Origin of the sequence: Agromyces tardus (assembly GCF_003710805.1) — a bacterium.
GTDB lineage: Bacteria > Actinomycetota > Actinomycetes > Actinomycetales > Microbacteriaceae > Agromyces > Agromyces tardus.
Genome location: NZ_RHHB01000017.1, coordinates 14,172 through 36,284 on the forward strand (window position 1 = coordinate 14,172; position 22,113 = coordinate 36,284).

18 protein-coding genes and 1 tRNA gene are annotated in these 22,113 nt (G+C 72.2%); 15 read left to right on the plus strand and 4 right to left on the minus strand.

Features of this window, described 5'->3' with window-relative positions; all coding sequences use genetic code 11:
- The first annotated feature begins 68 nt into the window (after window positions 1-68).
- On the plus strand, window positions 69-3,770 hold the full coding sequence (gene mfd / locus EDM22_RS10225; RefSeq protein WP_122936956.1) for a transcription-repair coupling factor: 3,702 nt from the start codon (window positions 69-71) through the stop codon (window positions 3,768-3,770).
- A 40-nt stretch (window positions 3,771-3,810) separates the two neighbouring features.
- On the opposite strand, the gene nhaB is transcribed toward mfd, so the two are convergent.
- Window positions 3,811-5,349, minus strand: coding sequence for a sodium/proton antiporter NhaB (gene nhaB / locus EDM22_RS10230; RefSeq protein WP_122936957.1), 1,539 nt, complete (start codon window positions 5,347-5,349; stop codon window positions 3,811-3,813).
- A gap of 8 nt (window positions 5,350-5,357) precedes the next feature.
- A complete protein-coding gene (locus tag EDM22_RS10235) occupies window positions 5,358-6,557 on the minus strand; it encodes a Na+/H+ antiporter NhaA (RefSeq protein ID WP_122936958.1) in 1,200 nt (399 codons plus the stop codon).
- Window positions 6,558-6,750: 193 nt separating this feature from the next.
- On the opposite strand from EDM22_RS10235, the gene EDM22_RS10240 reads away from it, so the two are divergent.
- From EDM22_RS10240 to EDM22_RS10285, 10 genes are all read left to right on the plus strand, one after another.
- Window positions 6,751-7,548: a nucleoside triphosphate pyrophosphohydrolase gene (locus EDM22_RS10240; RefSeq protein ID WP_342768515.1), complete on the plus strand. Its 798-nt coding sequence runs from the start codon at window positions 6,751-6,753 to the stop codon at window positions 7,546-7,548.
- A gap of 47 nt (window positions 7,549-7,595) precedes the next feature.
- Window positions 7,596-8,039, plus strand: coding sequence for a DUF6841 family protein (locus EDM22_RS10245; protein ID WP_122936959.1), 444 nt, complete (start codon window positions 7,596-7,598; stop codon window positions 8,037-8,039).
- A 127-nt stretch (window positions 8,040-8,166) separates the two neighbouring features.
- Window positions 8,167-9,444, plus strand: coding sequence for a histidine--tRNA ligase (gene hisS / locus EDM22_RS10250; protein ID WP_122936990.1), 1,278 nt, complete (start codon window positions 8,167-8,169; stop codon window positions 9,442-9,444).
- Between the two features lie 52 nt (window positions 9,445-9,496).
- Window positions 9,497-10,594, plus strand: coding sequence for a glycosyltransferase family 2 protein (locus EDM22_RS10255; RefSeq protein WP_170964083.1), 1,098 nt, complete (start codon window positions 9,497-9,499; stop codon window positions 10,592-10,594).
- A 61-nt stretch (window positions 10,595-10,655) separates the two neighbouring features.
- The gene (gene eno / locus EDM22_RS10260) at window positions 10,656-11,936 is read left to right on the plus strand and encodes a phosphopyruvate hydratase (RefSeq protein ID WP_122936961.1); all 1,281 of its coding nucleotides are present in this window, start codon (window positions 10,656-10,658) and stop codon (window positions 11,934-11,936) included.
- Between the two features lie 75 nt (window positions 11,937-12,011).
- A complete protein-coding gene (locus tag EDM22_RS10265; RefSeq protein WP_122936962.1) occupies window positions 12,012-12,602 on the plus strand; it encodes an FtsB family cell division protein in 591 nt (196 codons plus the stop codon).
- Entirely contained in the window at window positions 12,599-13,141 is a 543-nt protein-coding gene (locus EDM22_RS10270; protein WP_122936963.1) for a DUF501 domain-containing protein, read from the plus strand. Before EDM22_RS10265 ends, EDM22_RS10270 begins: the two co-directional genes overlap by 4 nt.
- Entirely contained in the window at window positions 13,138-14,430 is a 1,293-nt protein-coding gene (locus EDM22_RS10275; RefSeq protein WP_342768516.1) for a S8 family serine peptidase, read from the plus strand. Before EDM22_RS10270 ends, EDM22_RS10275 begins: the two co-directional genes overlap by 4 nt.
- A 34-nt stretch (window positions 14,431-14,464) precedes the next feature.
- Entirely contained in the window at window positions 14,465-15,985 is a 1,521-nt protein-coding gene (locus tag EDM22_RS10280) for an NAD(P)/FAD-dependent oxidoreductase (RefSeq protein WP_122936964.1), read from the plus strand.
- A 36-nt stretch (window positions 15,986-16,021) separates the two neighbouring features.
- Window positions 16,022-16,095: transfer RNA gene (locus EDM22_RS10285), tRNA-Leu, on the plus strand.
- A 15-nt stretch (window positions 16,096-16,110) separates the two neighbouring features.
- On the opposite strand, the gene EDM22_RS10290 is transcribed toward EDM22_RS10285, so the two are convergent.
- Window positions 16,111-16,491, minus strand: a complete 381-nt coding sequence (locus EDM22_RS10290; protein ID WP_122936965.1) for a nuclear transport factor 2 family protein — start codon at window positions 16,489-16,491, stop codon at window positions 16,111-16,113.
- 95 nt (window positions 16,492-16,586) lie between these two features.
- Entirely contained in the window at window positions 16,587-17,519 is a 933-nt protein-coding gene (locus EDM22_RS10295) for a Ppx/GppA phosphatase family protein (RefSeq protein ID WP_122936966.1), read from the minus strand.
- A 144-nt stretch (window positions 17,520-17,663) separates the two neighbouring features.
- Here EDM22_RS10295 and EDM22_RS10300 point away from each other — a divergent pair, with 144 nt between their 5' ends.
- The 4 genes from EDM22_RS10300 to EDM22_RS10315 are packed head-to-tail and all read left to right on the plus strand — an operon-like array spanning window position 17,664 to window position 22,097.
- Window positions 17,664-18,260 (plus strand): TetR/AcrR family transcriptional regulator, encoded by a 597-nt coding sequence (locus EDM22_RS10300; protein ID WP_170964084.1) that lies wholly within the window; start codon window positions 17,664-17,666, stop codon window positions 18,258-18,260.
- Entirely contained in the window at window positions 18,257-19,540 is a 1,284-nt protein-coding gene (locus tag EDM22_RS10305; RefSeq protein ID WP_245989312.1) for an MFS transporter, read from the plus strand. Before EDM22_RS10300 ends, EDM22_RS10305 begins: the two co-directional genes overlap by 4 nt.
- Window positions 19,537-20,787 (plus strand): alanine racemase, encoded by a 1,251-nt coding sequence (locus tag EDM22_RS10310; protein WP_122936968.1) that lies wholly within the window; start codon window positions 19,537-19,539, stop codon window positions 20,785-20,787. Before EDM22_RS10305 ends, EDM22_RS10310 begins: the two co-directional genes overlap by 4 nt.
- Window positions 20,784-22,097, plus strand: coding sequence for a D-arabinono-1,4-lactone oxidase (locus EDM22_RS10315; RefSeq protein WP_122936969.1), 1,314 nt, complete (start codon window positions 20,784-20,786; stop codon window positions 22,095-22,097). The genes EDM22_RS10310 and EDM22_RS10315 overlap by 4 nt, the downstream gene beginning before the upstream one ends.
- The last annotated feature ends 16 nt before the right edge of the window (window positions 22,098-22,113 follow it).

The window sequence follows — 22,113 nt, forward strand, 5'->3', positions numbered from 1 at the left end:
TCCACGGATGCCGCAGGCCCCACGCTCGCGCCGGGCCCGCTGTCAGGGGCCCCGCGTAGACTCGTACGGTGATCCTGCAGGGCTTGAACGCGGCGCTTTCGCGCGCCTCCACGATCGACCGAGCCCTCGCAGAGGCCCGGCGCAACGCCGACTTCTCGGCGCCGGCGGGGCTCGACGTCCCGCTCCTCGCCGCGCTCCTCACCCGCCGCGTCGAGGCGGGCCTGCCCGCCGCCCTCTTCGTCGTCACCGCGACGAGCCGCGAGGGGGAGTCGGTGCGGGCCTCGCTCGCGCCGTACCTCGACGGCGCCGAGATCCTCGAATTCCCTGCTTGGGAGACGCTGCCGCACGAGCGCCTGAGCCCGAGCGCCGAGACCGTCGGGCGCCGGCTGCACGCGCTGCGGCGCATGCACGACTGGGCTGCGGCGGGGTCGCGGCATCCGCTCGTCGTGGTCGCCTCGGTGCGTTCTGCGCTGCAGCCGCTCGCCGACAACCTCGCGGGCCTCGCGCCCATCGAGCTCGTGAAGGGAGGCCGCGGGCACGACCTCTCCGCGATCGCGGCGCAGCTCGTCGACCTCGCGTACAGCCGGGTCGACATGGTGTCGCGGCGCGGCGAGTTCGCGGTGCGCGGCGGCATCCTCGACGTCTTCCCGCCCACGGCCGATCACCCCGTGCGGGTCGAGTTCTTCGGCGACGAGGTCGACGAGCTGCGCGCATTCTCAGTGGCCGACCAGCGGTCGCTGCCGCAGGTCGTCGAGCGCGTCTCCCTCGCGCCGAGCCGCGAGCTGCTGCTCACCGAGCCGGTGCGCCAGCGCGCCCGCGAGATGGTGCACGAGTTCCCGAGCCTGTCGGGCATGCTCGAGCGCATCGCCGAGGGCATCCCCGTCGAGGGCATGGAGTCGCTCGCGCCGGCGCTGCTCGAACGGCTCGTTCCCGTCACCCACTACCTGCCCGCGGGGGCGGCCGTCGCCGTGCTCGCGCCCGAGCGCGTCGCGTCGCGCGCCGTCAGCCTCGGCGAGACCAACCGCGAGTTCCTCTCGGCGGCGTGGACCGCGGCGACCGCGGGCGCCGAGGCGCCCATCGACCTCGCCGCGGGCGACTTCCTCACGATGCGCGACCTGCGCGAGTCCGCGCTGTTCAGCGCGCCCGGCGAGCCCGACGCCCAGCGTGTGTGGTGGACGTTCTCGAGCTTCGACCAGGGCGACGCCGCCGAGGTCGTCTCGGCTGCGGGCGGCGCCGCAGGGGGTGCAGCGGCAGCGGTCGCAGGCGCGCCGGGCCCGGATGCCGCGTACGTCCGCGTCGCCGCGAACGCGATGCCGAGCTTCCAGGGCAACGTCGAGGGCGCGATCGCGCACGCCGCCGAACGCCTCGCCGAGGGATGGAGCGTCGTCGTGGCATCCGCAGGGCACGGCCTCGTCGAGCGCGCCCGCGACGTGCTCGCCGAGCACGGCCTCGCCGCGCGCATCGTCGACGCGGTGCCCGCGACGCTCGAGCCGGGAGTCGCGTTCCTCGTGCAGGCCGAGGCCGCGCGCGGGTTCGAGGTGCCCGAGGCCAAGGTCGCGCTCATCTCCGAGGCCGAGTTCTACGGCCGCTCCGCGGGCTACGACCCGCGCCAGGGCAAGAAGCTCGCGAGCCGCCGTCGCAACGTCGTCGACCCGCTGCAGCTCAAGGCCGGCGACTACGTCGTGCACCAGACGCACGGCATCGGCCGGTTCGTCGAGATGGTGCAGCGCCAGGTCGCCACGGGCTCGAGGCCCACGGGGCCGAGCCGCACGGCCGGCATCGCGCAGGCGCCGACCGCCGTGCGCGAGTACCTCGTGCTCGAGTACGCGCCGTCGAAGCGCGGGCAGCCGGGCGACAAGCTGTTCGTGCCCACGGACCAGCTCGACCTCCTCAGCCGCTACGTCGGCGGCGAGGCACCGTCGCTCTCGAGGATGGGCGGCAGCGACTGGGCGCAGGCGAAGAGCAAGGCCCGCAGGGCGGTGCGCGACATCGCCGTCGAGCTCGTGAAGCTCTACTCGGCCCGCATGGCGGCGAAGGGGCATGCCTTCGGCCCCGACACCCCGTGGCAGCACGAGCTCGAGGAGGCGTTCCCCTTCGCCGAGACGCCCGACCAGCTGCAGACGATCGACGAGGTCAAGGCCGACATGGAGCGGCCCATCCCCATGGACCGCCTGCTCGCCGGCGACGTGGGCTTCGGCAAGACCGAGGTCGCCGTGCGCGCCGCGTTCAAGGCCATTCAAGACGGCAAGCAGGTGGCGATGCTCGTGCCCACCACCCTGCTCGTGCGGCAGCACCTCGAGACCTTCAACGAGCGCTTCGCGGGCTTCCCCGTGCACGTGCGCGCGCTCTCGCGGTTCCAGACCGACAAGGAGGTGCGCGAGACGGTCGCGGGGCTCGCCGACGGCACGATCGACATGGTCATCGGCACGCACCGCATCCTCACCGAGCAGATCCGGTTCAAGGACGTCGGGCTCCTCATCATCGACGAGGAGCAGCGGTTCGGCGTCGAGCACAAGGACGCGCTCAAGAAGCTCAAGACCAACGTCGACATCCTCGCGATGAGCGCCACGCCGATCCCCCGCACGCTCGAGATGGCGGTCACCGGCATCCGAGAGATGTCGACCCTCGCGACGCCGCCCGAGGACCGCCACCCGATCCTCACGTTCGTCGGCCCCTACTCCGACCAGCAGGTGGCGGCCGCGATCCGCCGCGAAATGCTCCGCGAGGGGCAGGTCTTCTTCGTGCACAACCGCGTCTCGTCGATCAACCGCGTCGCCGCGCAGATCTCCGAGCTCGTGCCCGAGGCGCGCATCGCCGTTGCGCACGGCCAGCTCAACGAGCACGTGCTCGAGCAGATCGTCGTCGACTTCTGGGAGCGCAAGTTCGACGTGCTCGTCTCGACGACGATCATCGAGACCGGCCTCGACATCACCAACGCGAACACGATCATCATCGACCGCGCCGACAAGTACGGGCTCTCGCAGCTGCACCAGCTGCGCGGCCGCGTGGGCCGCGGTCGCGAGCGCGCCTACGCCTACTTCCTGTGGGATCCGCTGAAGCCGCTCTCCGAGACCGCCCACGACCGGCTCGACACCATCGCGGCGAACAACGAGCTCGGCAGCGGCATGCAGGTGGCCCTGAAAGACCTGGAGATCCGCGGCGCAGGCAACCTGCTCGGCGCCGAGCAGGCCGGGCACATCGCCGGCGTCGGCTTCGACCTCTACCTGCGCATGATCGGCGAGGCGGTGTCGGCGTTCCGCGGCGACGTGGCCGAAGGACAGACCGAGCTGCGGCTCGAGCTGCCCGTCGACGCGCACATCCCCGAAGAGTACGTCGACAGCGAGCGCCTGCGGCTCGAGGCCTACCAGAAGCTCTCGGCCGCGAGCGGTCCCGCCGCACGGGACGAGCAGATCGACCAGGTGCTCGAGGAGCTCGTCGACCGCTACGGCGAACCGCCCGAGGCGGTCGTGAACCTCATCGCGATCTCGCGGCTGCGCCGCCACGCGCAGCGCGCGGGCCTCTCCGACGTCATCGCCACGGGCTCGAAGCTGCGCATCGCCCCCGCGAACATCCCCGACTCCCGGCGCGTGCGGCTCGAGCGCATGTACCCGGGCGCCCGGCACTTCGCCCAGAACGACGTCATCCTCGTGCCGTTCCCCGTGGTGAACGGCGAGCTCCCGGGCGACGCCGACCTCATCGACTGGGTGTCGCGGCTCGTCACGGCGATCTTCCCACTGCCGGAGGCCGCCGAGGCATCCGCCACCGCCTGAGCCACCGGCGAGCGGATGCCGCGGCCGCCGCGCCGTCCGATCAGAGCAGGAACGCAGCGGCGAACAGGCCCGTCGTCGTCATCGTGATCGTGTACGGCAGCGCCATCCACAGCATCCGCACGTAGCCGAGCCGGATGAGCGGCGCGAGTGCGGAGGTGAGGAGGAACAGGAACGCGGCTTGGCCGTTGGGCGTCGCGATGCTCGGGATGTTCGTGCCCGCATTCACGACGATCGCGAGGGAGTCGAACTGCTCGCGCGTGATCGTCCCTGCGTCGAAGGCGTCGGCGATCTCGGTGATGTACACGGTCGCGACGAAGACGTTGTCGCTGATGGCGGAGAGCGCGCCCGCCGCGACGAACAGGAGCGTGCCCTGCTGCGGTCCGTCCTGAGCGAGCACGAAGTCGATCACGGGCGTGAACAGGCCCTGGTCGTGGATGATGGCGACGATCACGAAGAATGTCACCAGCAGGGCGGTGAACGGAAGCGCATCCTGGAAGGCGCGCCCGAGCGCGTGCTCGTCGATCACGCCGGTGAACGCCGTCACGACGATGATCACCATGAGGCCGACGAGCCCGACCTCCGCGAGCTGGAACGCGAGCGCGAGCACGAGGGCCACGCCGGTCAGGGCCTGGACGGCGAGCCTCGCCCGTCGGCGCGGACTGCGATTCGCCGACTCCCGGCGTTCCCACCGCTCCATGACCTCGCGCACGGACGCCGGCAGCTCCACGCCGTACCCGAACCACCCGGTCTTCTCGAGGAGGACCGTGGTGAGCACGCCCGCGAGGAGCACGGGCAGCGAGACGGGCAGCATCCGCACGAAGAACTCGCCGAACCCCCAGCCGAGGAGCTTGCCGATGAGGAGGTTCTGCGGCTCGCCGACCAGGGTGGCGAGTCCGCCGATGGCCGTGCCGACGGCGGCGTGCATCATCATGTTGCGCAGGAAGCCCCGGAACCGATCGAGGTCGCCCGTGAGCGGGTCGTGCACGAGCTCGTCGTCGGCGTGGTCGTGGTCGTCGTCGATGCCGCGATCCGACGCGAATCGGTGGTACACCGAGTACAGCCCCGTCGCGACGGCGATGATCACGGCGACCACCGTGAGCGCGTCGAGGAACGCCGAGAGCAGCGCGGCGGCGCCGACGAACGTGAGCGAGAGCAGGAGCTTCGACCGCACCGCGACGAGCAGCTTCGTGAACACCAGCAGCAGCAGGTCGCGCATGAAGTAGATGCCCGCGACCATGAAGATCAGCAGCAGGATGACGGAGAAGTTCTCCGCCGTCTGGCGGTACACGCTCTCGGCGCTCGTCATGCCGAGCAGGACTCCCTCGATCGCGAGCAGGCCCCCGGGCTGCAGCGGGTAGCACTTCAGCGCCATCGCGAGCGCGAAGATGAACTCCGCGACGAACAACCACCCCGTGACGAACGGGCCGAGGGCGAGGAGGCTGAGCGGATTGACGACGAGGAATGCGGCGATCGTCGCCTTGTACCAGGCGGGCGCGTCACCGAGGAAGTTCCGCCTCGTGGCGCCCCAATAGACCCGAAGCCTCGCGATGCCGGTCGATCCGTGCTGTGTCGTGTCCATGGGGCGCCTCAGTGCGCGAAGGCGCCACCGGCACCGGGCCGCTCGCCGAGCCGCCGGTATCGCCGTGACTGCAGTGTGAGCGCGACGATCGACACGACGATCGCCAGACCGGATCCGAGGAGCACGGCGAGCGTGCCCTGGTCGATGACTCCCGGCAGGTCGGCGAATGCCAGCTCGTTCATGAGCAGCGACACCGTGAATCCGATGCCGCCCAGGGCGCCGACGACTGCGAGGTCGCGAAGGGTGAGCGGCGTACCGGAGCTGCGACGGACGACGAGCCCGCCGAGCCCGCCCGCGAGCAGGATGCCGATGAGCTTCCCGACGGGAAGCGCGAGGGCGATGCCCCAGAACGCCGGGTCGAGCTCGCTCGGGCTCACCTGCGGAATGGGCACCATGGCCGCGGTGAACGCGAAGAGCGGGAGGATGACGCCGTTCGAGACGGGCTCGAGGGCGTGCGCGGCGCGCCCGCCCGGCCGCCGCGCCATGACGAGGCCGAGGGCCACGCCGGCGATCGTGGCGTGCACGCCCGACTGGTAGACGAAGTACCAGGCCACGATCCACAGCGCGACGAGCGCGACGGTGATCGGCCATTGCGGCCGCCGCGACAGGATCCACGCCGAGCGCGGCTTGAGGACGCGGCTCACGACGCCGAACAGCACGATCGCGATCGCCGCGAATCCGAGCGACGCGAAGTCGGCGTCGGTCGTGAAGAAGAACGCGATGATGAGGATGGCGATGAGGTCGTCGAGCACCGCGAGGGCCAGCAGGAACACCCGCACGCGGGTGGGGATGAAACGGCCGAAGACCGCGAGCACGCCCAAGGCGAAGGCGATGTCGGTGGCGGTCGGGATCGGCCAGCCCTCTGCCGTCTCGGTGCCGGCCGTGAAGGCGAGGAAGATCGCCGCCGGAACGACGACGCCGCCCACCGCTGCGATCGCGGGGAGGAGCGCCTTGGAGAGCGAATTGAGCTCGCCGACCACGAGCTCCCGCTTGAGTTCGACGGCGACGATGAAGAAGAAGACCGCGAGCAGCCCGTCGCTGATCCAGTGCCCCGCCGAGAGGTCGAGGCCGAGCCAGGGCAGGTCGAGGTGCGCGTTCTTCACCTCGATGAGCCCCCGTCCGAACGACAGGTTCGCGACGAGGAGGCCGAGCACGGCGGCGGTGAGGAGGAGCGCGGCGGACCAGCGCTCGGAGCGGAGGAAGTTCATGGGACTCCAGTTCGGCAGTCTCGACATTCCGCATGCGGCGGGGCGAGGCAACGGTCGTGTCGGCGGTGCACCCGCCGGCCGACCAGACTTCCCGGCTCTCCGCGGTCAATCCTAGCGAGCGCCCTGCACCGGGCGCCTACCATTGCTGCAACGGCGGCCACCCGGGCTCGTCGGCACCGTGGAGGGAGCGAACGTGGGCGACATCCGAACGGGAGCCGAGGCGCCGTCGGCTGCGGTGCCGCCGCCCGCTGCTGCGCCGCCCGCTGCCGCAGTGCCGTCGGCCGCCGTGCCGCTGCCCGGCGCCGACGCGGCCACCCGCCTCGACGAGCTCATCGCGACGGTCGCGTTCCTGCGCGCCCCCGGCGGGTGCCCGTGGGACGCCGAGCAGACCCACGAGAGCCTTGTGCAGTACCTCGTCGAGGAGAGCTGGGAGCTCATCGACGCGATTGAGTCCGGCGACCGCGACGAGATGATCGAGGAGCTCGGCGACGTGCTCTACCAGGTGCTCTTCCACGCCGACCTGGCCGCGCACACCGACGGGGAGCGCTTCGACATCCAGGACGTCGCCGCGCACATGACGCGCAAGATGGTGTCGCGGCACCCGCATGTCTTCGGCGGCGACCGCGAGGCCTCGAGCGCCGACGACGTCGTCGCGTTCTGGGACGACCTCAAGGCCGACGAGAAGCCCCACCGCACGAGCGTGCTCGACGGCATCCCGCGCGGCATGCCCGCGCTCGCGCTCGCGCAGAAGGTGCTCGGCAAGGCCGAGAAGGTGGGCGTCGTGCGGGCGATCGAGCCATCGGATGCCGCAGCCGAGACCGAGGTGGCCGCGAACCTGTTCGCCGACGAGTCCGAGCTCGGTGCCGCGCTGCTCGCGACGGTCGCGGCCGCGCGAGCGCAGGGACTCGACGCCGAGCGCGCGTTGCGGCACGCCGTGCGCGGGCTCGAGGACGAGGTGCGCGCGGCCGAGGCTGCGGCCGCGCAGGACTGAGCGCGGCGGGGTCGCGGATGCCGCGCGGCGGGCGTACCGTCGGCTGCATGGCCATCACCGATGAACGCCTCGCCGCCTTCTTCGCGACCTATGCCGACGCCCTCCGCGACTTCGACGCGGAGGCGATCGCCCGGCTGTGGGGCCTGCCCGGCATGATCGTCACCGACGAGTTCGCCGGCGCGCTCGAGAGCCGCGCCGACATGGCCGCAGGCCTGGCCTCGTCGTTCCCGCTCTACAAGCTGCTCGGACTCGCCTCCGCGGTGCCCGAGCTCCGCACCGCGAACGACCTCACCGACCGGATCGCCCTCGTCGGGGTGCGCTGGTCGTACCGCGACGAGGCAGCCGAGGAGATCGTGACGACCGACTACGAGTACCTCGTGCGCGACGACGCCGACGGCCTGCACGTCTACGTGGCGGTGGGGATCGACGAGGCGGAGGCGCTCGCGCGGGCGGCCGCGGAACGCGGCGTCGACCTCGACCTGTTCGGCTGACGCGCAGGGTGCCGACGCGCGGGGCCCCGTCGCGCGGGGTGCTGCCGGGCGGCGCGTCGCCGGTGCGAGCGGCCGCAACCGCGGCCCGCGCCATGGGCCGCTCGCGTGTGCTGGAAGAATGGACGGCATGGCCGCATCCGTCACCCCTCCGCGCGGCATGCGCGACTTCCTCCCCGCCGAGAAGGCCCGGCGCGAGCACGCCCTCGGCGTGATCCGCGGCGTCTACGCGGCACACGGCTTCGACGAGATCGAGACGCCCGTGATGGAGGATTCGCACCGGCTGCACGCCGGCCTCGGCGGCGACAACGAGAAGCTCGCGTTCGCGGTGATGAAGCGCGGCCTGACCGCCGACGACCTGGCCGGGGCCGCGGCATCCGGCGATGCCCTCTCGCTCGCCGACCTCGGGCTGCGCTACGACCTCACGGTGCCGCTCGCGCGGTTCTACGCGACCCACCGTGCCGCGCTGCCGCCCGTGTTCCGAGCGATCCAGATCGCGCCGGTGTGGCGCGCCGAGCGCCCGCAGAAGGGCCGCTACCGCCAGTTCGTGCAGTGCGACATCGACATCATCGGCGAGGCCGGACCCCTCGCCGAGCTCGAGCTGCTCACCGCCACGGCCGCGACGCTCGACGCGCTCGGCCTCGCCGGCTGCGTCATCCGCATCAACGACCGGCGCATCCTCTCGGCGATCCTCGCCTCGTGGGGCGTGCCCGAGGAGCTGCGCGAGCGCGCGCTCATCACGATCGACAAGCTCGACAAGATCGGCACCGCCGGCGTCGCGGCCGAGCTGCGGGAGCACGGCATCGTCGGCTCAGGCGCAAGCGTGCCGGATGTCGCGGCCGAGCTCGAGGCGCTCATGGCCGCCGACTGGCACCTGCTCGACGGCGTCGTCGCGCCGCCCGCCTGGCTCGACCAGGCGGCCTACGCCGACCTGCTCGCGCTGCGCGCCGCCCTCCCCGGCGCCGCGATCGAGTTCGACCCCACCCTCGTGCGCGGGATGGGCTACTACACGGGCACGATCTTCGAGATCGCCCACCCCGACCTCGGCTACTCGCTCGGCGGCGGCGGCCGGTACGACCACATGATCGGGCGCTTCCTCGGGCAGGAGGTGCCCGCGTGCGGGTTCTCCATCGGCTTCGAGCGCATCGTCGACCTGCTCGAGATGCGCGACGGCGCGCGCCCCCGCGCGGTCGTGCTCGTCTACGATGCGGATGTCGCGCCCGCGACGCTGCTCGGCCTCAAGCACGAGCTCGTGGCATCCGGCGCTCGCGTGCGCTTCGAGCGCCGCGTCAAGAACCTGCGGGCACTGCTCGACCGCGTGACCGCCGACGGCTTCGACGTCTTCGCGAACGTCACGGCCGACACGACGGATGCCTCGTCGCTCGCGTTCCGCGAGCTCGGGAACTGACCCCCGTCGTCCGGGGTGCCGTGACCCGCGTCCGTCGTGCCATGCTCGTCGCATGACCTCGGACGCGGCGACCCCCGATCACGCGCGCGACGCCGGCCCGCTCATCACGGTCGTGATCCCGCTGCACGATCGCGGACGCTACATCGCCGAGACCCTGCAGGGCGTGCTCGCGCAGGGATTCCGCCGACTCGAGGTCATCGTCGTCGACGACGCCTCGACCGACGACGGGCCCGAGGTGGTGCAGGGCTTCCTCTCGGACCCGAGGCTCACGCTCGTGCTGCGGACGCACGGGGGCGTCGCGGCGGCGCGCAACGCCGGGGCGGCGCTCGCGGCGGACTCGAGCGAGTACCTGCTGTTCATGGACGACGACGACGTCGCCGCTCCCGACCTCCTCGAGTCCCTCCTCGCGGCGCTCCAGGCGCATCCCGAGGCGTGCGGGGCGTTCGCGCGCGCCGAGTTCATCGACTCCGACGGCGGGCCGGTGCACCCGGGCGCATTCCGCGACCAGATGATCGGGCGCGAACGGCTCGGCCTCGCCGACGGAGCGACGTCCGGTCCCTACCGGGGCCTCGACCAGGTGTTCCTCGCCACGCCCGTCGTGCCGATGGGCACCCTGCTCGTGCGGCGCGCGGCGTTCGAGGCGACGGGCGGCTTCGACCCGACGTTCGTCGTCGGGCAGGACTGGGAGTTCACGATCCGGCTCGTGCGTCAGGCGCCGCTCGTGCTCGTCGACCGCGCGCTCGTGGCGTACCGGCGGCACAGCGGGAACGCCTCCGCCAACCGCGTCCGCGACATCCAGACCGCCCGTCGCGTGTGGGCGACGGCGTACCACTCGCCCGACAACTCCCGGGAGGACGCCGCCCTCCTCGCCTCCGTCTGGCGCAGACACCAGCGGCGCACCGCGGTGCGCAAGGTCGCACAGGGGCGCGCGATGCTGCGGCAACGGCACGTCGTCTCGGGGCTCGGTCGCATCGCCGACGGCATGGCGCACCGACTGCTCCGGCGGCCGCCGCGGATCTGGAGGCGTCCGGTGCCCGGCTCGAGCCGCCCGGCGACCCAGACCACCATCGCCATCCGGCGCGGACCCCTCGGCGCCCGGTCCGACCGCCCGCGCGACATACGCGAGACGGCCTCGGATACAGGGTCCTAGACTGTCCTGCGGGCCACGACGGAGTCGTCCAACGCACACCCCCATCACAGAGGAGTTCACTGTGGCATTCATCGAAGCTGTCGGCGCTCGCGAGATCCTGGACTCGCGCGGCAACCCCACCGTCGAGGTCGAGGTGCTGCTCGACGACGGCACCCTCGCCCGTGCGGCCGTCCCCTCGGGTGCCTCCACCGGCGCCTTCGAGGCGTACGAGCTGCGCGACGGCGACAAGGACCGCTACCTCGGCAAGGGCGTGCAGAAGGCCGTCGACGCCGTGCTCGACGAGCTCGGCCCGGCCATCGAAGACCTGGATGCGGCCGACCAGCGCCTCGTCGACGCCGCCCTCATCGAGGCCGACGGCACCGAGAACAAGGGCCGCCTCGGCGCGAACGCCATCCTCGGCGTGAGCCTCGCGGTCGCCAAGGCCGGCGCCGAGTCGGCCGACCTCCCGCTCTTCCGCTACCTCGGCGGACCGAACGCGCACGTGCTGCCCGTGCCGATGATGAACATCATCAACGGCGGTGCGCACGCCGACACCGGCGTCGACATCCAGGAGTTCATGGTGCTGCCCATCGGCGCGCCGACCTACTCCGAGGGCCTCCGTTGGGGCGTCGAGACGTACCACGCGCTCAAGAGCCTCCTCAAGTCGAAGGGCCTCTCGACGGGCCTCGGCGACGAGGGCGGCTTCGCGCCCGACCTCGCGAACAACCGCGCGGCGCTCGACCTGATCTCCGAGGCGATCGGCAAGGCCGGTTTCACGCTCGGAACCGACATCGCCCTCGGGCTCGACGTCGCGGCGACCGAGTTCTTCGAGAACGGCGTCTACCGCTTCGAGGGCCAGGACCGCACCGCCGCCGAGATGAGCGCGTACTACGGCGAGCTCGCTGCGGCCTACCCGCTCATCTCGATCGAGGACCCGCTGGCCGAGGACGACTGGGACGGCTGGGCCACGCTCACCGAGCAGCTCGGCTCGAAGCTGCAGCTCGTCGGCGACGACCTCTTCGTCACGAACCCCAAGCGCCTCGCCGACGGCATCGCGAAGCGCACCGGCAACTCGATCCTCGTGAAGGTCAACCAGATCGGCACGCTCACCGAGACGCTCGATGCGGTGAAGATGGCGCAGCGCGCCGGCTACACCGCCGTGCTCTCGCACCGCTCCGGCGAGACCGAGGACACGACGATCGCCGACCTCGCCGTCGCGACGGACTGCGGCCAGATCAAGACGGGCGCGCCCGCCCGTTCCGAGCGCGTGGCCAAGTACAATCAGCTTCTGAGGATCGAAGAAGAGCTCGGTGAGGCCGCGGTGTATGCCGGTCGCACGGCGTTCCCGCGCTACACGGCGTAGCATTCCGCAGCGTTGCGATGGGGGTGGCCGAGTGGCCGCCCCCATCGTCGTTCCCGGGCCGCGTGAGGAGGGGCGATGACCGCATCACGGCGTCCCTCGCGCCCCGTCGCCTCCACGACGCCGAAGCAGGCGCGTGCGCCCAGGCAGTCCCGCCCGCCCAGGCAGGCGGGCGCCCGCCAGCCGATCGCGGCGATCGCGGCGGGGTGGCTCGGCGGCATCCGCTTCTCGGGGTTCTCGATCATCATGATGGGCGTGCTCGTGCTCGCCGTCGTCGCCCTCGCGCCGAGCATCGCCGCGTACGCGGCGCAGCGCCAGCAGATCGCCGAGATCCGGGCGGCCGTCTCGGCCCAGGAGGCCGAGGTCCAGCGCCTCAAGGACGAGCGGGAGCGCTGGAACGACGAGACGTTCATCGTCACCCAGGCGCGCGAGCGCCTCTACTACGTCATGCCGGGCGAGGTGAGCTACCTCGTCATCGACGATCGCTCGGCGGTCGCGAAGGCGGATGCCGCGACCGGCGTCTCGGCCGAGGTCACCGAATCGAAGGGCGATTGGATGCGCACCCTGCTCCGCTCCGTGATGACCGCGGGGCTCGCGCCGAGCGCCGCGCCGGCCGCGACCGACGCGCCGGCCGCCACCGACGCGCCCGCCACGGAGGGAGCGCAGTGACCCGCCCGCCGTTCGACCCCGTGAGCGAGCGCGACATCCGCATCGTCTCGGCCCAGCTCGGCCGCCCGGCGCGCGACGTCGTCGGCATCCCGGCGCGCTGCGCGTGCGGCGCGCCCACCGTGGTGGCCACCGCCCCGCGCCTGGGCGACGGCACCCCGTTCCCCACGTTCTACTACCTGACCCACCCGGTGGCCACCGCGTCGATGTCGTTCCTCGAGGCGGCGCAGCTCATGGTCGAGTGCACCGAGCTGCTCGAAGGCGACCCCCAGGTGGCCGCGGCGTACGCCCGTGCCCACCGCGACTACCTCGCCGACCGCGAGTCCTTCGGCGTCGTGCCCGAGATCGCCGGCATCTCCGCGGGCGGCATGCCCACGCGCGTGAAGTGCCTGCACGCGCTCGCCGCGCACGCGCTCTCGGCCGGCCCGGGCGCGAACCCGATCGGCGACATCGCGCTCGAGCGCTCGTCGTGGTCGCCGAACGTGTGCCAGTGCCCCGACTACGGCGTCGACGACGACGCGGGAGCAGAGGCATCCGGATGACGCGCCCCGCGCCGCGAGCCTCGCGACGCGCACGCCTCGCCCGCATGCTGGGCGCCGGCGCAGTCACCGCAGTGCTGGTCCTCGGCGGGGCGCAGCCCGCGCACGCCGACACCGTGCGCGACCTCGAGTACTGGCTCACCGACTACGGGTTCACGACGGCCTGGACCACCTCGAAGGGCGACGGCGTGACCGTCGCGGTGATCGACACGGGCGTCAACGGCAACGTCGCCGAGCTCCGCGGCGCGGTCGTCGGCGGCACGGATGTCTCGGGGCTCGGCAGTCCCGACGGGCAGACGCCGGTCGGCGACGAGAGCGAGCACGGCACCCTCGTGGCGTCGCTGCTGGCCGGACGCGGCACGGGCGAGGGGAGCGGCGTGCTCGGCGTGGCGCCCGAGGCCGACCTGCTCACCGCATCCGTCGCCTTCGGACAGGACACGGGCTCCGAGAAGTCGAACGACGACCAGATCGCCGAGGCCGTGAAGTGGGCGGTCGACAACGGCGCCGACGTCATCAACATGTCGCTCACGCGCAACACCCGCGACTGGCCCGAGAGCTGGGACGAGGCGTTCATGTACGCGTTCCAGCACGACGTCATCGTGGTCGCGGCCGCGGGCAACCGCGGCTCGGGCACGAGCGAGGTCGGCGCTCCGGCCACGATCCCCGGCGTGCTCACGGTGGCGGGCGTCGACCGCGACCAGAACGCGAGCTTCGACGCGAGCTCCCAGGGCATCACCATCTCGGTCGCGGCTCCCTCGGAGGACCTCGTGGGCGTGCTTCCCGACGGCGGGTACGTGCAGTGGTCGGGCACGAGCGCCGCGACGCCCATCGTGTCGGGGCTCGTGGCCCTCGTGCGGGCGGCCTACCCCGACCTCGATGACGCGGAGGTCATCAACCGCGTGGTGCGCACCGCCGACCCGAAGGGCGAGGACGTGCCGAGTCCGCTCTACGGCTACGGCATCATCGACCCGGTCGCGGCGCTCACGGCCGACGTCACGGGGGAGTGGCAGGACCCGGAGGAGGCGCTCGCCGAGTGGATCCGCGTGCACCGGCGCGCCGCGGTGCCCGACGCGGGCACCGGAACCGACGGCGGCGAGGAGCAGATCGTGCCGATCGCCGACCCGCCCGCGCCCCGCTCCGACAGCGCGAAGACGCTGCTGCCGACCCCGTGGACGCTCGCCTATATCACGGTGCCGCTCTCGCTGGTCGCCGGATTTGGTACGCTAGCAGCGCTGTTGGGCATCGGCGCCACTCGGCATACCAGGCGCGCTGCGAGTCGAAGATCGCAGTGATCGCGAGTACCAGAGAACGAGGAGTCCATTCACCGTGCCCAAGATTCTGATCGTCGGCGGTGGCTATGCGGGGTTCTACACGGCGTGGAAGCTCGAGAAGTGGCTGCGCGCCGGCGAGGCCGAGGTGACGGTCGTCGACCCGCTGCCGTACATGACGTACCAGCCGTTCCTCCCCGAGGTCGCTGCCGGCTCGATCGAGCCCCGCCACTCGGTGGTCGCACTGCGCCGTCACCTGAAGAAGACCAACGTCGTCACCGCGAAGGTCACGAACATCGACCACGCGTCGAAGACCGCGACCATCACGCCCGAGCTCGGCGAGCCCTGGCAGTTCGAGTACGACGTCGTCGTGGTCACGGGCGGTGCCGTTTCGCGCACCTTCCCGATCCCCGGCATCGCCGACAACGCGATCGGCCTCAAGACCGTCGAGGAGGCCGTCGCGATCCGCGACCGCGTGCTCACCAACTTCGACAAGGCCGCGAACCTCCCGGCCGGCCCCGAGCGCGACCGCCTGCTCACCTTCGTCGTCGTCGGCGGCGGCTTCGCGGGCATCGAGGTGTTCGCCGAGCTCCGCTCGTTCGCGAGCGCGCTGCTCGAGTACTACCCGCAGTTGAGCTTCGACGACACGCACTTCCACCTCATCGAGGCGATGGGCCGCATCATGCCCGAGGTGTCGCTGCCCACCAGCCACTGGGTCATCAAGCACCTCGCCCAGCGCGGCGCCGAGATCCACCTCGACACGCAGCTCACGAGCGCCGTCGACGGCCGCATCGAGCTCTCGACGGGCGAGACCTTCGAGACCGACCTCATCGTGTGGACCGCCGGCGTCATGGCGAACCCCGCGATCGTGCGCTCGAGCGACCTCCCCGTCGAGGAGCGCGGCCGCATCAAGACGCGCGCCGACCTGCGCGTGGGCGACGACGACGACTTCGTGCCCGACGCCTGGGCCGCCGGTGACATCGCCGCGGTGCCCGACCTCTCGGGCGGCGGTGTCGGCGGCTACTGCGTGCCGAACGCGCAGCACGCCGTGCGCCAGGGCAAGCTCCTCGCGAAGAACATCGTCGCCGTCCTGCGCGGCGAGGAACCCAAGCAGTACTTCCACAAGAACCTCGGCGCGGTCGCCGGCCTCGGCATCGGCCAGGGCGTCTTCCAGTCCGGCAAGATCGCGCTCAAGGGTCTCATCGCCTGGTTCGCGCACCGCGGGTACCACGGCCTTGCGATGCCGAGCTGGGAGCGCAAGTTCCGCGTGTTCTGGGGCTGGTGGAACAACTTCTGGCTCGGCCGCGACATCGTCTCGCTCTCGGCGCTGCAGCAGCCCCGGGCGCAGTTCGAGCTCTTCGCCGCGCGCCCGAAGCCCCCGGCGGAGGCCGCTCCCGCGGGGCCCGTCGCTGCGGCTCCGGCTCGCAAGGCAGTGACGGCGGATGCCGCGAAGCCGGCCCGCGCCGCCGCGAAGCCCAAGGCGGCCCCGGCCAAGAAGGCGCCCGCCGAGCCGGCACCGGCCGACGCGGCGCCCGCCGCGCAGGCCGAGCAGCCCGCCGAGGCGGTCGCCGCCAAGTAGTGTGAACGCGGCACCGGCCCACGTGGCCGGTGCCGCGCTCCCGTAGCCCAATCGGCAGAGGCAGGCGACTTAAACTCGCCTCAGTCTGGGTTCGAATCCCAGCGGGAGCACCGTTGATCTCTGCGTCACTCGAGGATCTTCCAGAACGAGTCCTTCCGGGTGATCCTGCCGTGCTGGTCGAACTCGAGCAGGTCGACCCCGCGCACCTCGATGAACTCGCCCGATGTGCGGGTGCCGGTCAGGGTCCACTCGGACACGCCGAGGCCGTCATCGCAGATCCAGTGGCGATCGTCTCCGTAGTGCACGTCGGGGATGCCCTCGAACCGCGTCGCGAGTCCGGCCCGCACCTGCTCCTTGCCGACGTACCGGTCGCCGCGGGGCGTCGCGCCCCTCGGCAGGTAGAAGACGCAGTCGTCGGCGAAGTAGCCCATGATCGCATCGAGGTCGTGCTCGTTGAACGCCGCCAGGAAGCCTTCGAGCGCCTCGCGCGTGACCCTCTCGCCCATGTCGGCTCCTTTCCACCTGCCGGACGCAGTGCCTGCGCCCGAGTCCGAATCTGCCCCAGCAGGCGTCGGTCGCGGGGGACCTCTGACCCGTGGGCTCAGTCTTCGACGAGCCGGTCGAGGCGGCGCAGGATGAGGCCCTCGCGCAGGGCCCACGGCGAGACCTCGAGCTCCTTCACCTTGAACGCGCGCATCGTCTCGGAGAGCACGATGGCTCCCGCGACGATCTGGAACGTGCGGTCGGCGGTGATGCCGGGCAGGTTGGGTCGCGCGTCGGCAGGGATGCGCGCGAGGCGGGGGATCCAGTCGTCGAGTCCCGACAGTCGCAGGATGCTGCGGTCCTCGGGACCCACTCCCTCCTCGGTGCTCCCCGCGAGCTTCGCGAGCGACCGGATCGTCTTCGACGAGCCCACGACGTGGTCGTACTTGCGAAGGTCGTCGAAGGCGCCGACGGCCTTGGCGAGCACCCTCTTCGCGTGTTCGCGGAGCTTCGCGACCTGCTTGTCGGTGGGCGGATCGTCGGGGAGGAACGCGATCGTCGATCGGCCCGCGCCGAGGGGGAGGGAGCGCGCGACCTCGGGGTACTCGTCGCCGCCCTGGGCGATCTCGAGCGAGCCGCCGCCGATGTCGAAGAGCAGGATGTTGCCGGCCGACCACCCGTACCAACGGCGCACCGCGAGGAACGTGAGGCGGGCCTCTTCCTCGCCGCTCAGCACGCCGAGGTGCACGCCGGCCTCGGCCTCGATGCGCGCGAGCACCTCCTCGCCGTTCGTCGCCTCGCGGATCGCGGAGGTGGCGAAGGCGAGGAACTCCTCGATGCCCTCGTCGCGGGCGACGACGACCGCGTCGCGCACGGCCTCGAGGATGGCCTCGACGCCCTCCTCGGAGATCGACCCGTCGTCGTCGAGGTAGCGCATGAGCCGCAGCACCGACTTGTTCGACGCCGTCGGGATGGGCCGGGCCCCAGGGTGCGCGTCGACCACGAGCAGGTGCACGGTGTTGGAACCGACGTCGAGAACCCCGAGGCGCATGATGCGAGCGTACCGGCTGGCTGGTGCCGCAGGCGGCGAACCTGCATACTGGTGCGACTGGGACGCTTGTCCCACTCCCTCATGACGACGCCGTATGACGCAGTACGACGCCGCACCACGCCGATCGACGCCGAGAGGAGCACCGTGCCCCGCATCCCCGCCGCCGAGCGTCGCGCCGCCCTCGTCGACGCCGCGCTGCGGGTGGTGTCGCGCGAGGGCATCGCGGCCGCGACCACGCGGGCGATCGTCGCCGAGGCGGGCATGTCGCTCGCGAGCTTCCACTATGCGTTCGCGTCACGCGACGAGCTCGTCGACGAGCTCATCGCCACCGTCGTCGCCCGCGAGCAGCAGGCCGTGGTCCCCACGCCCGAACCGGGCCGGAGCCTGCGCGAGCTCCTCGAGTCCGGCATCATCGCCTACTTCGAGCACCTCAAGTCCGATCCGGACCACGAGCAGGCGATGCTCGAGCTCACCCAGTACGCGCTGCGCTCGCCGGAGCGGCATCCGCTCGCTGCCGCGCAGTACGCGCGCTATGCCGAGCTCGCCCGGAACTCGCTCGAGCTCGCGGCGGAGCTGACCGGCGCACGGTGGCGCACGCCCGTCGCCGAAGTCGCCCGCGTGCTCGTCGCGTTCACCGACGGACTCACGATCACCTGGCTCGTCGACCGCGACGACGCCGGAGCCCTGGCGGTCGCGCGCGCGGCCGCCGACGCCCTCTCGAGAATGGCCGACCTCCCATGACGAACCTCGATGCCGCGGGTCCCCCCGCCGCGGCTCCGATGACGGCCGCGCTCGCCGAGCCCGTGCGACGCGTGGGCGCCGGCTGGATCGCGGCGTTCGCGACCGCCTGGTTCGGCATCTGGATGGCCCAGCTCACGCCCGTGCAGCTCCTGCTGCCCGCGCAGATCGACGCCGAGTTGCATCCCGACGACTGGGTCGACAGCGTGGTGGCGTTCGGCATCGTCTCGGGGATCGCGTCGCTCTTCGTGATCGTCGCGTATCCGCTCACCGGCGCACTCTCCGACCGCACGACCTCTCGCTTCGGCCGTCGTCGGCCCTGGATCGCCGGCGGTGCGCTCGTCTTCGCGCTCGCGCTCGTCGTGCTCGGCTTCCAGACCGAACTGTGGGCGATCGGCGTCGCCTGGGTCGCGGCCACCGTGGGTTTCTGCATCATGACCGCGGCGCTCACGGCCACGATCTCCGACCAGGTGCCGGTGGGCCAGCGCGGCTTCGTGTCGGGGTGGATGTCGGCGCCCCAGGCGGTGGGCATCATCGTGGGCCTCGTGCTCGTGACCACCGTGGTCACGGGCGCAGCAGCCGGTTACGGGCTCGTCGCCCTCGTGCTCGTCGTGCTGGCCGTGCCCTTCCTGTTGCGGCCCGACGTGCCCCTCGCCCCGGGCGAGCGCGCGCGGGTCACCGCGAAGCACGTCGTGGCGAGCCTCTGGATCAGCCCTCGCGAGCACCCCGACTTCGCGTGGACGCTCACGAGCCGCGTGCTCGTCTCGGTCGGCAACGCGCTCGGCACGAGCCTGCTGCTCTACTTCCTCATGTTCGGGCTCGGCGACGCGCAGGCCGAGGACGACCTCATCGTGCTCACGCTCATCTACATGGTCTTCGTGATCGCCGCCTCCCTGGGCCTCGGCCGGCTCTCCGACCGCCTCGGCCGGCGGCGCGTCTTCGTGCTCGTCGCCTCGCTGCTGCAGGCCGTCGCGGCGCTCCTGCTCGCGTTCGTGCCCGACCTGACCGCGGCGATGGTCGCCGCGGGCCTGCTCGGACTCGGCTACGGCTGCTTCCTCTCGGTCGACCAGGCGCTCGCGACGCAGGTGCTCCCCGACGCGGCCGCACGCGGCAAGGACCTCGGCATCATGAACATCGCCTCGGCGGTGCCGCAGTCGATCGCCCCGCTGTTCGGTGCGCTCGCCGTCGCGGCGAGCGGCTCGTTCACCCCGGTGTTCCTGCTCAGCGGGCTCTGCGCGTTCGCGGGCGCGCTCGCCGTGCTCCGGGTGCGGAGCGTGCGATGACGGCCCTCGACCTGCGGTTCACCGGCGTCCCGGTGGCGGATGCCGCGACCTGGCTCGATCCCGCGACGCACTGGCCCGCGCTCACCGAGGCGACGCGGCACCTCGACGCCCCGGTCGGCGCGCTGCACGCGGGCGCACTGCGGCACAACGCGGCCGACATGGTGCGCCGCGCCGACGGCACCCCGATCCGGGTGGCGACGAAGTCGATCCGGGTGCGCGAGGTCACCGAGGCACTCCTGCGGATGCCGGGCTACCGCGGCGTCCTCGCCTACACGCTCGCCGAGGCGATCTGGCTCGCGTCGACGATCGACGACATCGTGGTGGGCTATCCCACGGCGGAGGCCGGCGGCATCCGTCGCCTCGCCACCGACCCCGAGCTCGCTCGCCGCATCACGCTCATGGTGGACTCGCCGGCCCAGCTCGACGTGGTCGACGCGGTGCTGGCCCCGTCGCAGCGCGAGGAGCTCCGGGTGTGCCTCGAGCTCGACGCGTCCTGGAACGCACCCGTGCTCGGCCACCTCGGCGTGCGGCGCTCCCCGGTGCACGCGCCCGAGGACGCCGGGGCGCTCGCCGCCTACATCGCGGGCCGAGCCGGATTCCGCCTCGTCGGCGTCATGTCGTACGAAGCGCAGATCGCCGGCGTCGCCAACCGGCCGCCCGGCCGCCCGGTCGACGGCGCCGTGAACCGCTGGATGCAGTCGCGCTCGATGCCCGAACTGCTCGAGCGCCGTGCCCGCGCCGTCGCCGCCGTGCGCCGGCACGCCGACCTCGAGTTCGTCAACGGGGGTGGCACGGGCTCGCTCGAGGCCACCTCCGCCGATCCGTCGGTGACCGAGATCGCCGCGGGGTCGGGCATCCTCGCCGGGCACCTCTTCGACGGCTACGCGCACTTCACCCCGGCGCCCGCAGCGGCCTTCGCGCTCGACGTCGTGCGCCGCCCGAGCGCACGGCACGCGACGATCCTCGGCGGCGGCTGGGTCGCCTCGGGACCGCCGGGCGCCGACCGACTGCCGCGCATCGTCTGGCCCGAACGCCTGCGGATGCTGCCGCGCGAGGCCGCGGGCGAGGTGCAGACGCCCGTCGAGGGCGATGACGCCGCCAGGCTGCGGCCGGGCGACCGCGTGTGGCTCCGGCACACGAAATCAGGTGAGCTCGCGGAGCACCTGAACGAGTTCGCGGTCGTCGACGGCGGCGCCGTCGTCGGCATGCTGCCGACGTATCGAGGCGAGGGGAAGGCGTTCCTGTGACGGCGACGGGCGAGGTCTGGCGGAACTGGGGCCGCACGGAGCGGGTCCAGCCGCTGCGCGTGGAGCGGCCAGCGACCGCGGAGGCGGTGCAGCGAGCCGTCCGGGCCGCCGCCGGCACCCACCTGCGGGTCAAGCCCGTCGGATCGGGCCACAGCTTCACGGGCATCGCGGTCGCGCCCGACGTGCAGCTCGACGTGGCCGACCTGTCGGGCATCGTCGACGCCGACACCAGGGCCCGGCTCGTCACCGTCGGCGCCGGCACACCGTTGCACCGGATGCCGCGGCTCCTCGAGCCGCTCGGCCTCGCGATGGCGAACCTCGGCGACATCGACCGGCAGACGATCGCCGGCGCGACCTCGACGGGCACCCACGGCACGGGACTCGCGTTCGGCGGCCTCGCGACGCAGATCGCGGGCGTCACCCTCGTGACCGGCACCGGCGAGCTGCTCACGGTCGACGACGAGCACCGGCCCGAGCTGCTCCCCGCGGTACGGCTCGGCCTCGGCGCGCTCGGCGTGCTCACCTCGGTCACCCTTCGACTCGTGCCGAGGTTCGCACTGCACGCAGTGGAGCACCAGGAGCCGCTCGAGCAGGTGCTCGCCGAGTGGCAGGAGCGCGTGGGCGCCGCCGACCACTTCGAGTTCTACTGGTTCCCGCACACCGGCACGGCCCTCACCAAGACGAACACGCGCCTGCCGGCCGACACGCCGCTGCATCCGCTCGGCCGGGTCTCGCGGTGGATCGACGACGAGCTGCTCGCGAACGGGGCCTACCGCGCGATCTGCGCGATCGGCTCGGTCGTGCCCGCGACCGTGCCGCGCTTCGCCCGGCTCGTCGAGCGGCTCACCGGCAGGCGCGACTTCACGGATGCCTCGACGCGCGTGTTCACGACGAACCGCACGGTGCGCTTCCGCGAGATGGAGATCGCGATCCCGCTCGCGTCGGTGCCGGAGGCGTTCGCGGAGGTGCGCGAGCTCATCGAGCGGCGGCGCTGGCGCATCAGCTTCCCGATCGAGGTGCGCGCCGCGGCATCCGACGACAACTGGCTCTCGACCGCCTACGGTCGCGAGACCGGGTACATCGCGGTGCACCGCTACGTGCGCGAGGACCCGGCCGAGTACTTCGCCGCCGTCGAGGAGATCCTCATGGCGCACGGCGGACGCCCGCACTGGGGCAAGATGCACACGCAGACGGCCGAGACGCTGCGCCCGAGCTACCCGAGGTTCGACGACTTCCTGCGCGTCCGCGACGAGCTCGACCCCGAGCGGCGCTTCGCGAACCCGTACCTCGAGCGGGTGCTCGGGGCCTGAACTGGTCGGCGCTGGA